Annotated in this window: 12 protein-coding genes; 5 read left to right on the forward strand and 7 right to left on the reverse strand. The window is 54.4% G+C overall.

Annotated elements, in window-relative coordinates; genetic code table 11:
- Positions 1-469: 469 nt before the first annotated feature.
- The 5 genes from sufU to DQG23_RS04800 all read right to left on the reverse strand — a co-directional run bounded on the left by sufU (position 470) and on the right by DQG23_RS04800 (position 5,150).
- Positions 470-892 carry a Fe-S cluster assembly sulfur transfer protein SufU gene (gene sufU / locus DQG23_RS04780; protein WP_113029677.1) on the reverse strand — a complete coding sequence of 141 codons (423 nt, stop codon included), beginning with the start codon at positions 890-892 and terminating at the stop codon, positions 470-472.
- Positions 879-2,105 carry a cysteine desulfurase gene (locus DQG23_RS04785; protein WP_113029678.1) on the reverse strand — a complete coding sequence of 409 codons (1,227 nt, stop codon included), beginning with the start codon at positions 2,103-2,105 and terminating at the stop codon, positions 879-881. Before DQG23_RS04785 ends, sufU begins: the two co-directional genes overlap by 14 nt.
- Positions 2,102-3,403: a Fe-S cluster assembly protein SufD gene (sufD, locus tag DQG23_RS04790; protein WP_113029679.1), complete on the reverse strand. Its 1,302-nt coding sequence runs from the start codon at positions 3,401-3,403 to the stop codon at positions 2,102-2,104. The genes DQG23_RS04785 and sufD overlap by 4 nt, the downstream gene beginning before the upstream one ends.
- Before the next feature lie 97 nt (positions 3,404-3,500).
- Positions 3,501-4,289 carry a Fe-S cluster assembly ATPase SufC gene (gene sufC, locus DQG23_RS04795; RefSeq protein WP_113029680.1) on the reverse strand — a complete coding sequence of 263 codons (789 nt, stop codon included), beginning with the start codon at positions 4,287-4,289 and terminating at the stop codon, positions 3,501-3,503.
- A 267-nt stretch (positions 4,290-4,556) separates the two neighbouring features.
- On the reverse strand, positions 4,557-5,150 hold the full coding sequence (locus tag DQG23_RS04800; protein ID WP_113029681.1) for a DUF1802 family protein: 594 nt from the start codon (positions 5,148-5,150) through the stop codon (positions 4,557-4,559).
- Between the two features lie 180 nt (positions 5,151-5,330).
- On the opposite strand from DQG23_RS04800, the gene DQG23_RS04805 reads away from it, so the two are divergent.
- The 3 genes from DQG23_RS04805 to tatC all read left to right on the forward strand — a co-directional run bounded on the left by DQG23_RS04805 (position 5,331) and on the right by tatC (position 8,059).
- On the forward strand, positions 5,331-7,022 hold the full coding sequence (locus DQG23_RS04805) for a PhoX family protein (RefSeq protein ID WP_113029682.1): 1,692 nt from the start codon (positions 5,331-5,333) through the stop codon (positions 7,020-7,022).
- An 83-nt stretch (positions 7,023-7,105) separates the two neighbouring features.
- Positions 7,106-7,318: a twin-arginine translocase TatA/TatE family subunit gene (locus DQG23_RS04810; protein ID WP_113029683.1), complete on the forward strand. Its 213-nt coding sequence runs from the start codon at positions 7,106-7,108 to the stop codon at positions 7,316-7,318.
- A 15-nt stretch (positions 7,319-7,333) separates the two neighbouring features.
- Positions 7,334-8,059 (forward strand): twin-arginine translocase subunit TatC, encoded by a 726-nt coding sequence (gene tatC / locus DQG23_RS04815; protein ID WP_113029684.1) that lies wholly within the window; start codon positions 7,334-7,336, stop codon positions 8,057-8,059.
- Positions 8,060-8,357: 298 nt separating this feature from the next.
- On the opposite strand, the gene DQG23_RS04820 is transcribed toward tatC, so the two are convergent.
- Positions 8,358-8,600, reverse strand: a complete 243-nt coding sequence (locus DQG23_RS04820) for a hypothetical protein (protein ID WP_113029685.1) — start codon at positions 8,598-8,600, stop codon at positions 8,358-8,360.
- Between the two features lie 413 nt (positions 8,601-9,013).
- On the opposite strand from DQG23_RS04820, the gene mtnK reads away from it, so the two are divergent.
- Together mtnK and mtnA are read left to right on the forward strand one after the other, a co-directional pair.
- Complete coding sequence (gene mtnK, locus DQG23_RS04825) at positions 9,014-10,213, forward strand: S-methyl-5-thioribose kinase (RefSeq protein ID WP_113029686.1); 1,200 nt, start codon at positions 9,014-9,016, stop codon at positions 10,211-10,213.
- 65 nt (positions 10,214-10,278) lie between these two features.
- Positions 10,279-11,370 (forward strand): S-methyl-5-thioribose-1-phosphate isomerase, encoded by a 1,092-nt coding sequence (gene mtnA, locus DQG23_RS04830; RefSeq protein ID WP_113029687.1) that lies wholly within the window; start codon positions 10,279-10,281, stop codon positions 11,368-11,370.
- A gap of 147 nt (positions 11,371-11,517) precedes the next feature.
- Here mtnA and DQG23_RS04835 read toward each other — a convergent pair whose 3' ends face one another.
- Complete coding sequence (locus DQG23_RS04835) at positions 11,518-12,924, reverse strand: sialate O-acetylesterase (RefSeq protein WP_158560299.1); 1,407 nt, start codon at positions 12,922-12,924, stop codon at positions 11,518-11,520.
- Positions 12,925-13,067: the final 143 nt, after the last annotated feature.

Genomic DNA, 13,067 nt, shown 5'->3' on the forward strand with positions numbered 1-13,067 from the left:
CTTCTGACCTTCAGCTTCTGACCTTCAGCTTCTGACCTTCAGCTTCTGACCTTCAGCTTCTGACCTTCAGCTTCTGACCTTCAGCTTCTGACCTTCAGCTTCTGACCTTCAGCTTCTGACCTTCAGCTTCTGACCTTCAGCTTCTGACCTTCAGCTTCTGACCTTCAGCTTCTGACCTTCAGCTTCTGACCTTCAGCTTCTGACCTTCAGCTTCTGACCTTCAGCTTCTGACCTTCAGCTTCTGACCTTCAGCTTCTGACCTTCAGCTTCTGACCTTCAGCTTCTGACCTTCAGCTTCTGACCTTCAGCTTCTGACCTTCAGCTTCTGACCTTCAGCTTCTGACCTTCAGCTTCTGACCTTCAGCTTCTGACCTTCAGCTTCTGACCTTCAGCTTCTGACCTTCAGCTTCTGACCTTCAGCTTCTGACCTTCAGCTTCATGCCCATAATCTCGCACCTTGCTTGCTCGATTACTGCTTCGCCTGCTCGACGCCTTTGCGCAGCGCATTCCAGGCGAGCGTGGCGCATTTGATGCGCGCCGGAAATTTATTGACTCCGGACAGCGCCTCAATGTCCTCGTACTCGAACTCGACGGCTTCGCCTTTCATCAGCCCGGAAAAGTTTTCCGCCATCTGAAGCGCTTCGTCGAGCGTTTTGCCCTTGATCGCGTCCGTCATCATGGAGGCCGACGACATGCTGATCGAGCAGCCTTCCCCGACAAAACGGGCGTCCTTCACGACTCCGTCCTCCACCTTCATCTGCAAGGTGATCCGGTCGCCGCAAGTCGGGTTATTCAGGTCGATCGAAACGCCGCCGTCCTCGAATTTGCCTTTATTGCGCGGACTTTTGTAATGATCCATTATGACTCTGCGGTACAAATCATCCAATTGCATGGCCGAAATACTCCTTTGTTTTTAGTAAGGCGGCTATGAAACGGTCGACTTCATCCTCGGTATTATACAAATAAAAGCTGGCGCGTGCCGTCGAAGACGCGTTCAGCCAGCGCATAAGCGGCTGCGCGCAATGATGGCCGGCGCGGATCGCGACGCCTTCGGCATCGAGCACCGTCGCCAAGTCATGCGGGTGTACGTCATCCAGGTTAAATGTGATAAGTCCCGCGCGTTCTCCTTGCGGACCGTAGATCGTAATGCCTTCGATCTCCTTCATCCTCGACATGGCGTAAGCCGTAATCCGCTTCTCATGCTCGTGAATGTTGTCAAGCCCGACGCTCTCCAGAAAATCGATCGCTGCGCCAAGTCCTACAGCGCCGGCTATAATCGGCGTTCCGCCTTCAAACCGGTAGGGAAGGTCCTTCCAGGTCGACTCGTACAGATCGACGAAATCGATCATTTCGCCGCCGAACTCGATCGGTTCCATGTTTTCCAAAATCGCCTTCTTCCCATACAATACCCCAATTCCGGTCGGCGCACACATTTTGTGGCCGGAGAACGCATAAAAGTCGCAATCCAAGTCTTGGACGTCAACTTTCATGTGGGGAGCGCTTTGCGCACCGTCGATCAGCAGCTTGGCGCCGTTCCGATGGGCAATTTCGGCGATTTGTTTAACCGGGTTGACCACGCCGAGCACGTTGGAGACATAGGCCATGGCTACTATTTTCGTGCGGCTCGTAATGGTCGCTTCCGCATCCTCGACGCGAATCGTGCCGTCCGGCTGGAGCGGAATATATTTAAGCGCGGCGCCCGTCGCTTTCGCGACTTGCTGCCAAGGAATCAAGTTACTGTGGTGCTCCATTTGCGTGATGACGATTTCGTCGCCTTCTTTGCAAATCGAGCGGGCATAGCTTGAGGCTACCAGATTGATCGCAGTCGTCGTCCCGCGAGTAAAAATGATTTCCTCGGACGAGCCCGCATTGATGAACCGTTTCACTTTCTCCCGTGCGCCTTCGTAAGCGTCCGTCGCCCGCGAGCCGAGCGTGTGCACACCGCGGTGGACGTTCGCATTGTCATGCTCGTAATAACGCTTGACGGCCTCGATTACCGAGGCCGGCTTTTGCGATGATGCGGCACTGTCGAAGTAAACGAGCGGATGCCCGTTTACCTCTTGATGTAGGATCGGAAACTGCTCGCGAATGACGGACACGTTCATTGTCCCAGCTTCCTTTCTACCAGCTGCTGAAGCTGTCCTTGAATTTGCTCGATCGGAATTTCCGAAACGACAGGCGCCAGGAAGCCGTAAATGATCAGCCGCTCCGCCTCGGCGCGGGAAATGCCGCGAGACATTAAGTAATAGACCTGCTCCTGATTCACTTGGCCAACGCTCGCCGCGTGACCCGCTTTAACGTCATCCTCGTCGATCAGCAAAATCGGATTTGCGTCGCCGCGCGCTTTAGGGCTGAGCATCAGCACTTTTTCCGTTTGCTGGCCGTTCGTGCCGGTTGCGCCTTTCTCGATCTTCGTGATGCCGTTAATGATGGCTGAAGCCGAGTCGCGCATAACCGCACGCGTGATCATATCGCTCGACGAATGCTTGCCGAAGTGAACGGCGCGCGTCGTATAGTTAAGCTTTTGCTCGGCCGTACCGACGGCAATCGCCTTCGTATCGGAGAACGAGCCGCTGCCCTTCAGGATCGAAGTCGTATCGGACATCGCGTTTCCGTAGTTCATTTCTCCGACGATCCACTCGACGCGCGCATCCTTATCCACGTTTGCGCGGCGGTAAGAAATATCGGTAACGGCCTCGCCGAGATTGTGCACGGTCGCAAAACGTACGCTTGCGTTCGCCTTCACGAAAACCTCAACCACTCCGTTAACGACGATCGATCCGCTTCCCGACGACACCAGATTCTCCACGTAACCAACCGAGCTGTTCGCTTCCGCGACGATCAGCACGTGCGGAGTAAACGATGCGCTCGCGTCATCCGTTACATACAGAGCTTGCAACGGCACGTCGACTTGTACGTTCTTAGGTACATACAGGAAAGCCCCGCCGTTCCAAACGGCGGAATGAAGCGCCGTCAGCTTGTTCTCGTCCTGCTTGACGAGCTCCATAAAGTAAGGCTTGATCAGGTCGGCATGCTTCGTAAGCGCAGTTTCCAAATCCGTGAAAATGACGCCTTTCGCCGCCAGCTCTTCGGACAGCTTGGCGTAAACCGCGCCCGAATTGCGCTGAATGATCAAATTATCCGTTTGCTCCTCGTTCAGCAGCGACTTAGCCGTTTCCGGCAAATCGCCGATCGAAGCGATCGGCTCCGGCTTTACATAGGAACCGTGGGCGCTTAAGTCCCAACGGTCGATTCTCGTTTTTTCCAATTTCGGCAGTTCCAACGTCTCCGCCAATTCCAGCCCTTTCAGACGCAGGCTTGTCATCCATTCCGGCTCCTGTCTGGTGCGGGAAAGCTCGGCGACGGAATTGCGGTCGATTGGAAGAATCGTAGGTGTACTCATCCTTGGTTCCTCCTGACCAACCGTGAACGCGCAGTTCACGAAATAGTAATGTTATGCTTTCGTTCCGGCAACGTCCGGCAAACGCCGGATTGCCGCATTACGCGCCTTGACCAACCGTTTCGTCGACGATTCCGAGCTCTTCCTTAATCCAGTCGTAACCTTCCGCTTCCAGACGTTCAGCCAATTCAGGTCCGCCCGATTTGACGATGCGGCCTTGCATCATGACGTGAACGTAGTCCGGTTTAATATAGTTGAGCAAACGCTGATAGTGCGTAATGATCAGGAATCCGCGCTCTTCGCTGCGAATGGCGTTTACGCCGTCCGCTACGATGCGAAGCGCATCGATGTCGAGACCGGAGTCGATTTCGTCAAGAATGACAAGGCGAGGCTCCAGCATCATCATTTGCAAAATTTCGTTCCGTTTCTTCTCCCCGCCGGAGAAGCCTTCGTTCAAATAACGGTGAGCGAACTCGGTGTTCATCTCGAGATCCTTCATCTTGCCTTCCATTTGGCGGATGAATTTGATCAGCGAGATTTCGTTGCCTTCGCCGCGGCGCGCGTTGATCGCGCTGCGCAGAAAATCGGAGTTCGTTACGCCGGCAATTTCGCTTGGATACTGCATGGCCAAAAACAGGCCTGCCCGCGCGCGCTCGTCCACTGCCATTTCCAAAACATCCTCGCCGTCCAGCGTTACGGAGCCGTCCGTAACTTCATACTTCGGATGTCCCATCAGGGCCGATGCCAGCGTACTTTTACCCGTCCCGTTCGGTCCCATGATCGCATGCACTTCGCCGCCGTTAATCTTTAGGCTGAGACCCTTCAATATTTCTTTGTCCTCAATGGATGCCCGCAAGCCGTCTATGACGAATTTTGGTGAATTAGCCATCTTGTCCTTTACCTCCAACATGTTGATATTTAGAAGACTTTCTTATTTGTAATCATTTTAGAATGATTATCAACTGATTCTCACTATACTTTATTATAACCGACAATGCAAAAGCAAGATAGTCCGGTTTTCGCCTTTAAATGAAGCTGCACGCAAAAAACAACCGCTTTCCCCGCAGGTCCCTCGGCTTCTCTCGACATTCGTGCTGGTTATCGGACTATATACGCGAAGCGATTATCGGTTCCGGAAAAGGGCTGCAAGCCCCTTCTAACGGCCTAACGCCGCCTTCAACGCCGCCAGCCGGCGTGCGAACGCTTCATCATCCAGCACCGGCTTTAAAACGCGGGCTTCCGATCCGGCATCGCGTTTCGCATCGATCGGTTCTTCCAGCTCGATCCACGACATGCAGCCCGCGTAACCCGCCAGGTTGGCGATGATTTGCGGCTCGTCCAGCGCATAAACGCGAAGCGCAATCACATGCAGAGGATTTTTGCGTTTCCATTTCAGCCGTTCTTCGGCAAAACGATCCGTCCAAATGTGCAGATCCCCCAGCTTGTCCAGCTCTTCCTGGTCGTATACCTCGAAACCCTCCACCGCTTCGGCGTAACATGAGATCGGAACCGTTTCCTGCCCAAGCCGCCACTCCGCAAGCGTTTCGTCAAGCGAACCTGCATATTCGTCTTTCATCAAATGTTTTTTCTGATGCTCGTAAGTCGGAAATAGATAAAACGCTTTGCTTTGCAGCTGAAAATCGCGCGTTTCTTCCGCTATTCCGCCCTTTCGCATGATGAAGATCTGCTTCCCCTCCAGCAGCGCCTTGACGGCAACCGCCCATTCTTTTAGCGCAACCGGCTTGCCCATAAACGTCCCTCCCCATCCATTATTGCCACCATACATTTAACGCAATACATTCCATTATACATCAAATGATCCGAAGAAGCGCCGGACGTCTTAACAAATTCTCCACATGCCCCTGATCCTGCGTTAATAGTACGTTTCTACAATGAAGAAGAGAACTTTTCCTGGGGAGGAATATCGTTCATGTCCAAAACAATCAACCGACGCACCTTCTTAACGTATCTCGGCTCCGGAGCGGCCGCGCTCGCCGCCGCATCGGCAGGACTCGGAACGCTTGACGGAACGGCCAGCGCCAAAACGGCCGATCACCTATTCGGCTTCAAAACGAACAAAGTTTCCGGCTATTTCGACGCCATCGATCCTTCCAAAGAAGACAAGCTCATTCTTCCGAAAGGTTACAAATACGATATTGTTGCCGCCTACGGGGACGTCATCAACAGCAAAGGCGATACGTTCGGCTTTAACAACGACTTCACGGTATATTTTCCGATCAACGGCTCCAACGAGAACGGCTTGTTGTGGGTCAACCATGAATACTCGAGCGATATTTTCGTTCAAGGCGCCAAAAAAGACGGGAAATATACGCCGGAGCAAATCGACAAAATGCTGTACGTGCAAGGCGGGTCGGTCATTGAAGTGTACCGCGATACGGACGGCGTCTGGAAGCTGAAGAAAGACTCTTCCTTCAACCGGCGCATTACCGGCAAAACGCCGTTCGAGCTTAGAGGTCCGGCCAAAGGCACGGCAGCCGTCAAAAACGCGACGACCGTTCAAGGCACGTTCGCCAACTGCTCCGGAGGCATGACACTGTGGAATACGGTGCTTTCCTGCGAAGAAAATTTCGAGGGCACATCGGCTGACGCCGGGCTCGAGCCGACGCATTACGGCTGGGTAATCGAGGTCGATCCGTTCGATCCCAACTTTACCGACCGCAAGCACACTGCGCTTGGCCGCTTCAATCACGAAAACACCGCGATGGGGCTCTCCAAAGACGGACGCGTCGTCGTCTATATGGGCGATGACAAGAAGGATGCAGGCGTCTACAAATATATCAGCAACGGCAAATACGACCCGAATCCGGCGGTAGGCAAGGCAAATACGAAGCTGCTTGAGGAAGGCACCCTGTATGTGGCCGACATGAAGAAGGGCAAATGGATCGCGCTGACGATCGATGCAGTGAAAAAGGTCGTCGAAGACGCCAAATTCAAAGTGCCTGCCGTCCTATCGGTTATGGGGCATACGAAAGAAAAGCTGACCGCCATGTTCCAAACGCAGGCGGACGTGCTCGTCAACACGCACGAGGCGGCTATGCTGCTCGGCGGCACGCCGACGGACCGTCCCGAGGACATCGAAATCAGCCCGTTCGACAACACTTTCTGGGTCGCACATACGAACAATGACAGCCACGGCAACATTCACGGACATATCACGCGTTTCTTTGAGAAGAACAGCGATCTCGGCGCCATGGAGTTCGACTTCGAAATTTTCGCGGCAGGCGGCAGACAAAGCGGCTTCAGCGCGCCCGACAACCTGACGTTTGATTCCAACGGCAACCTGTGGACCGTAACCGATATGTCCTCAAGTAGCATGAACAAAGGCGTTTTCACCGAATTTATGAATAACGGAATGTTCGTCATTCCTACTGTCGGGCCGAACAAGGGTGAAGCCATGCAATTCGCCTCCGCCCCGCTCGATGCGGAAATGACGGGTCCATGGTTTACGCCTGACGAGCGGACTTTGTTCCTTGCCGTCCAGCACCCGGGCGAGAACACGACGGACGCTTCCAAGCCGACCAGCATGTGGCCGCACAGAAGCGGAGATACGATGCCGCGTCCGGCCGTCGTCGCCATAACAGGATTTACGTTCATGATGTAAGCTTCAAACCGTAAAACCGGGCGGAACCCAAAGGAAATCCTTACTTCCGCCCGGTTCATTACCGAAATAAAGGAGACATTCGCATGCCATTCGGAAATATCGGCATCGGCGGCTTGGTGCTGATCCTGATTATCGCACTCGTCATTTTCGGACCGTCCAAGCTTCCAGAGCTGGGCCGCGCGTTCGGCCGCACGCTCACCGAGTTCAAGGCCGCAACGAGAGAGCTTGTCGGCGGCGGCAAAGAGGATAAAGAAGATGCGGACAAGCTTCCGGCAGCCGACAATAAACAAGCTTAACCGGAGCACATGCCTATGACTAAAGACAACCAGGATTTCGTCGGCCATCTTGCGGAACTCAGGAAGCGGATCATGCTGACGCTGTTCGCCTTCCTGCTCGCTTTTTGCTTTTCTTTTATTTTCGTGAAGGATATTTACCGCTGGCTTGTGCGCGACTTGGATCAGAAACTGGCCATTCTCGGCCCTTCCGACATCGTCTGGGTTTATTTCATGATCGCCGGCGTCGGCGCAATCGCGCTGACGATTCCGGTAGCCGCCAGCCAAGCTTGGCTGTTCGTCAAGCCGGCTCTGCGGGAACGGGAGCAGAAAGCCACCGTCATCTACATCCCCGTCATGTCGCTGTTGTTCGTCGCCGGCATTTCCTTCGGCTATTTTATCATCTATCCGATGGTGCTCGGGTTTCTGAACGGAATGGCGCATGATTTTGAAACCGTCTATACCGCGGAAAAATATTTCCGTTTTATGATCCATATGACCGTTCCGTTCGGTTTTTTGTTCGAGATGCCGGCGGTGACTTTGTTTCTAAGCAAGCTCGGGATCGTCAATCCGGCACGTCTGGCCAAAGCGCGGAAACCGGCCTATTTCGTACTCAGCATCGTCGCCGTTACGATTACGCCTCCCGATATTATTTCGGACATTCTCGTCATTATCCCGTTGTTCGCGTTATATGAGATCAGCGTGTCGATTTCGAAGCTAGTATACCGCCAAAAGCTTCAAAATAAGGCGTCGGCCGATGCCTGACGCATCATGTAAATCCCGCAAGCATAAACGCTTGCGGCGTCCTTTGGACGCCACGCGTTTACCGAGAAGTCGAGCCTCATCCTGAGTCTTCAAGGATAAACGGCTTCGCCGTCCTAAACGCTCTTTCGAAGAAAGCGGCTCCGTAAGCATAAGCTGGGACAGGCGCGTTTACCGATGAAATATCAGGCTTAAGTTATTGTGAAACATATAAATTGCCGATATTTTGAGAAAGCCGCCTTTCGGCGGCTTTGGTGTTGGATATACGTTTGTTCTTTGGCGAGGTATTGGATACAGGCTTTCAACCGGTATTCCTAACTGCTTTCACTCCTCGCTCGTCGCTTACATGCGCTGCAGTCCGACTTTGCCCGCTTCGAATCGGGTACGGCTCCTTTTCCCCGCTTCGAGTCCGAAAACGCCTGCTTGCAGCGGGTATTTTGCTCGGCATACCGGTGAATCCGTTCTCCAAGCCGGCAAAATCGGACTCCGGCGTTAAGCGAAGCTCGATTCCTTGCTCCAAGCGGGCGTTTTCGGACTGCAGCATATCGAGGAGCCTTAATGGCAACGTAAGGATGAACGTCCATGCCCCTCGGTCCACAGGCTGGATGAAAACTCGGCCAGGTGATCGCACATTTTCGTAAAAGACGACTTCGCCGGCTTTTCGGAAGGAAGCGCACGTTAACCAGACTTAAGTATGCGGGACATATTCATGTAATATTTGAACGAAAAGGATGCCTGCACCGGCATCTTTTTTGTTTAGCGGCCCGCTCCCCGCATCGTATTATACGGTAATCCGGCCTCCCTTTTTCGCTGCTATTCCATGTGAAGAAAAAGTATCATATACTAGGGGAAGCAAAGATTGTGCAGCCGTAAGGACTTAAACCTGACAATCCGCATAAGAATTCCGGATTTTGCCGGGTTCATCATCATTTTTATTCCTTTTAAGGAGGCAAGCCGATGTCCTACCATCCGTTAACCGAAGAGCAAGCGATCGCATATGCCCGCGGTCTGGAAAATGTTTTCGCTGCGAATGCCGAGCTGCAAAGCCGCGAGATCGGCGACGGCAACTTGAATCTCGTTTTTCACATATCCGATCCGGCTAGCGGTAAGAGCATCATTATGAAGCAGGCGCTGCCATACGCCAAAGTCGTCGGGGAATCGTGGCCGCTTACGCTGGATCGCGCCCGCATCGAGAGCGAAGCGCTTATAATCGAGGAGTCGCTGGCTCCGGGCCTTGTTCCTCACGTCTACAAATACGACGCCGAATTGGCGCTTACCGTCATGGAAGACTTGAGCGATCATGTCATCATGCGCCGCGGCTTGATCGAAGGCAATAAATACCCGCTATTCGCCGGCCATATTTCGGAGTTTATGGCGAATACGCTGTTCTTCACATCCGATCTCGGCATGAATCAGCAGCAAAAAAAGCTCCGCGTCGGCCAGTTTATCAACCCGGAACTGTGCAAAATAACGGAAGATCTCATTTTTGACGATCCGTACACCGATTCGCCGAACAACAATATTCACGAGCTTATCCGCGCAGATGCAGCCGCGCTTACGACGGATACGGAGCTGAAGCTTGAAGTTGCGCTGCTTCGCGAGAAGTTTCTGACGCAAGGACAGGCTTTGCTGCACGGCGATTTGCATACGGGAAGCATCTTTATTACAACCGAATCGACGAAGGTCATCGATCCGGAATTTGCCTACTACGGGCCAATGGGCTTCGATATCGGCGCGGTAATTGCGAATCTGCTCCTTAACTATGCCGGACAGGAAGGCTGGATCAAGGACGAGGCCGGCCGTGCGGATTACCGAGCGTACTTGCTGGACACGGTCAAGGACGTTTGGGAACAGTTCGAAGCAAAATTCGGGGCGCTGTGGGATCAGCATCTCGTCGACCGGATCGCGCATACCCCAGGATATAAGGAATCGTATATGAAACGTCTGCTGCAGGATACGATCGGCTATGCCGGCTGTAAAATGGTTCGGCGCATCGTCGGTCTCGCGCACGTCGCGGATATCGAAAAAATCTCCGACGGCGAAACGCGCGCCCGTGCGGAACGAATCGCGCTGGCGATCGGTACGTCGCTTATCAAGCTGAATCGGAAGGCCGAATCGATCGACGAAGTGCTGGCAATCGCAAGCAGGCAAGTTTAGCCGTCCCTGCCGTTCGTAAGATATGGTTACACAGAAAAAGTACCGACAACAGGAGTGGAAATGATATGAGTATAAATAATAACGAAGCCTCCGCGAACAATTCCCCGGCAACAGGCGGACTTGTATCCGTAAGCTGGAACGCGGATCACGTCGAAATGCTCGATCAACGGCTGCTGCCGGAAGTTATCGAGTTCCTTGACCTGACTACAGCCGAGCAAGTATGGGAAGCGATCCGCAACTTGACCGTACGGGGAGCCCCTGCGATCGGCATCTCCGCCGCATTCGGCGTATATTTGGGCATCCGCGGCTCCGCTGGGGGCGACCGCGCGTCTCTCGCGACAGAGGTCGTCAAGATTGCCGACTATTTGGCAACCTCGCGTCCGACCGCCGTCAACCTGTTCTGGGCGCTTGATCGGATGAAACGCCGCGCAGGCGAATTGGCTGCCGAATCCGGCGAAGTTGCGGAAATGAAAGAAGCGCTGCTTGAGGAAGCGAAGCAAATTCAAGCGGAGGACGAGGAAACGTGCCGGATGATCGGCGAGCATGCGCTGACGCTGTTTACGGACGGCATGGGCGTGCTGACGCACTGCAATGCTGGCGGACTCGCCACCGCCAAATACGGAACGGCGCTCGCGCCGATGTATTTGGCGCAAGAGCGCGGCATGAAGCTGAAGGTGTTCGCGGACGAAACGCGTCCGGTGCTGCAAGGAGCGCGTCTGACCGCGTTCGAGCTTCAGCAGGCGGGCGTCGACGTCACGCTGATTTGCGATAACATGGCCGGCATGGTCATGTCCAAAGGCTGGGTGCAAGCGGTCATCGTCGGCACCGACCGCGTCGCGGCGAACGGCGACGTCGCCAACAAGATCGGCACGTACAGCGTAGCGGTACTAGCCAAGGCGCACGGCATCCCGGTTTACGTAGCCTGTCCGCTGTCGACGATCGATCTGAACACCCCGACGGGCGATGAGATTCCGATCGAAGAGCGGCACGAAGACGAGATTACGCAAGGCTTCGGCAAGCGTACGGCGCCTAAGGGAGTCAAAGTATTCAATCCGGCGTTTGACGTCACCCCGAACGAGTATGTAACGGCGATCATCACCGAGAAGGGCATCGTCAGAGCCCCTTACGAGGAAGGTCTGCGCAAGCTGTTTGAATAATGCTCGGTTCAGAGCGGCGTGGCTACTGCCGGCGGCTGTTAAGCCGGCAGTAGCCACGCCGCTCCAGGGATCTTCCCAGCCTAAAAAGGCTGTTACGGCACTAATGTAAAATGCCGTGACAGCCTTTTTTTTCGTTGCATGGCGGTCTTACTCGATGCTCTCCGTAACGCGTATAGAAAACGGCACCATGCATCGTCCCTGATCGTCCCGCAGGGTGACCTCGGGATCGGCTCCGTACAGGGCGTGAAGCGTCACTTCACCGGCCGGGGGCCGCTCAAGCTCGAGCACGATATCGTTGTTCGGTTCAATGACAACCGATTTCAGCTTCACAAAACCGCTTTCGTCCTCGACGGCGAAATCGGCGATCGGATGATTCGGCGTCCAATCGCCTGAAAGCGAAGCGAAGCTAACCCGAATTCGGCTTCGATCTTCGCCTGCGGCCGCAACCGAGACAGGCGTCGGATACCGGCAGTCGGCAGGCCGCCGGTATATATGCTGCAGCGCCACATCGGCGTACCGTTCGCCGACCGCTACATTCGACGCCGAGCTGTTGTGGATTTCGTCGGACAGCGGATAATCGATCGTAACGATCAAGTGCAGACCGGCAATATCCGCAGCAAGCTGCCGTTGGATCTCCCTTATCGCGCTCCAGTTGCGGTGCTCCTCCCCCACTACGCCCTTGCATCTGTTCAACTGGGCCGTCAGCACCGGCAAAGCCTCTCTGCCGATAAGCGTTCTCGCAGACGCAACGAACGAGCGGAATTGCTCCGCATAAACATCAACCTTCCCGCGCTGAAACGTATCGCTTTCGCCCTGGTACCATAAAATTCCGGCGATGCTGCCGCCCGCCTTCGCAATCATATCCGCCATATTGTCGAATAAATCTTTGCCCGGTCCCGTCCACCTGTCAACGGCGCTCCCGCCGAGAGCAGCCGGAATGAGACCGACAGGAATGCCCGTTCGCGCATAAATCGTCTTCCCGTACGCGAGCCAAGGACTGTGCCCGTGAAAAACGCCATGCACCGTAACCGGATGCAGCGTGTTCGTCGCATCTTCCAGCGGATGCGTGGCAAGCCGCCAGCGCTCGTCGTTGCCGTACAAATGAACGCCGAGCTGCGGCCCGTCGTTCACCGTCCCTTTTCCGGTGCCGGAAGCGTTGCTTTGACCGGCGATTACGTAGATGTCTCCCACGCCGAGATGATGGATGCAGTCGCCCCGCGTCGCTCTTCGGTCGCTTGCGTATTGGCGGCGTATTCTCGTTTCGATCCGGTACAGCCCGCCTTGGGGAATGTTTCGTAATACCATACTGAAGGTACCGGCTTCCATGTCCAGCTCCGCATCCTGCCAATCATGCTCGGCCGAAACCGGCGCTTGCGTCGCTTCTTCGACGATTCTGGCCTGTACGGAAAATTCGCTCTCCGTAGTCAGCCATGTGCCCGATATGGCGATATCGGCAGTACCGCCTGCATTTCTTTGCAGGATGGTCCAATCGCGGGGCCCGTTCTGAATCGTAACCCCAGGTAAAGCGTTTACATGTGTGATCGTGTCCGGCATCGTCGTTCCCCCTTTTCTCATGAACCTTGTTATCGAAGAAACGGCTGCCGACGTTTTTCATGCTAGCGTTTGCCATAGGTCCCATGACGCTTCTTCGATAACCTTTCTGATTGACAGCAAATAAACCGCCGCAGGATGCAGCG

The sequence above is a fragment of the Paenibacillus contaminans genome (assembly GCF_003285015.1).
Taxonomy (GTDB): domain Bacteria; phylum Bacillota; class Bacilli; order Paenibacillales; family NBRC-103111; genus Paenibacillus_V; species Paenibacillus_V contaminans.

Bases quoted from the DNA above. Each gene is read 5' to 3' on its own strand.
- sufU (WP_113029677.1), bottom strand. From the start codon at position 892: ATGCAATTGGATGATTTGTACCGCAGAGTCATAATGGATCATTACAAA.
- DQG23_RS04785 (WP_113029678.1), bottom strand. From the start codon at position 2,105: ATGAACGTGTCCGTCATTCGCGAGCAGTTTCCGATCCTACATCAAGAG.
- sufD (WP_113029679.1), bottom strand. From the start codon at position 3,403: ATGAGTACACCTACGATTCTTCCAATCGACCGCAATTCCGTCGCCGAG.
- sufC (WP_113029680.1), bottom strand. From the start codon at position 4,289: ATGGCTAATTCACCAAAATTCGTCATAGACGGCTTGCGGGCATCCATT.
- DQG23_RS04800 (WP_113029681.1), bottom strand. From the start codon at position 5,150: ATGGGCAAGCCGGTTGCGCTAAAAGAATGGGCGGTTGCCGTCAAGGCG.
- DQG23_RS04805 (WP_113029682.1), top strand. From the start codon at position 5,331: ATGTCCAAAACAATCAACCGACGCACCTTCTTAACGTATCTCGGCTCC.
- DQG23_RS04810 (WP_113029683.1), top strand. From the start codon at position 7,106: ATGCCATTCGGAAATATCGGCATCGGCGGCTTGGTGCTGATCCTGATT.
- tatC (WP_113029684.1), top strand. From the start codon at position 7,334: ATGACTAAAGACAACCAGGATTTCGTCGGCCATCTTGCGGAACTCAGG.
- DQG23_RS04820 (WP_113029685.1), bottom strand. From the start codon at position 8,600: ATGCTGCAGTCCGAAAACGCCCGCTTGGAGCAAGGAATCGAGCTTCGC.
- mtnK (WP_113029686.1), top strand. From the start codon at position 9,014: ATGTCCTACCATCCGTTAACCGAAGAGCAAGCGATCGCATATGCCCGC.
- mtnA (WP_113029687.1), top strand. From the start codon at position 10,279: ATGAGTATAAATAATAACGAAGCCTCCGCGAACAATTCCCCGGCAACA.
- DQG23_RS04835 (WP_158560299.1), bottom strand. From the start codon at position 12,924: ATGCCGGACACGATCACACATGTAAACGCTTTACCTGGGGTTACGATT.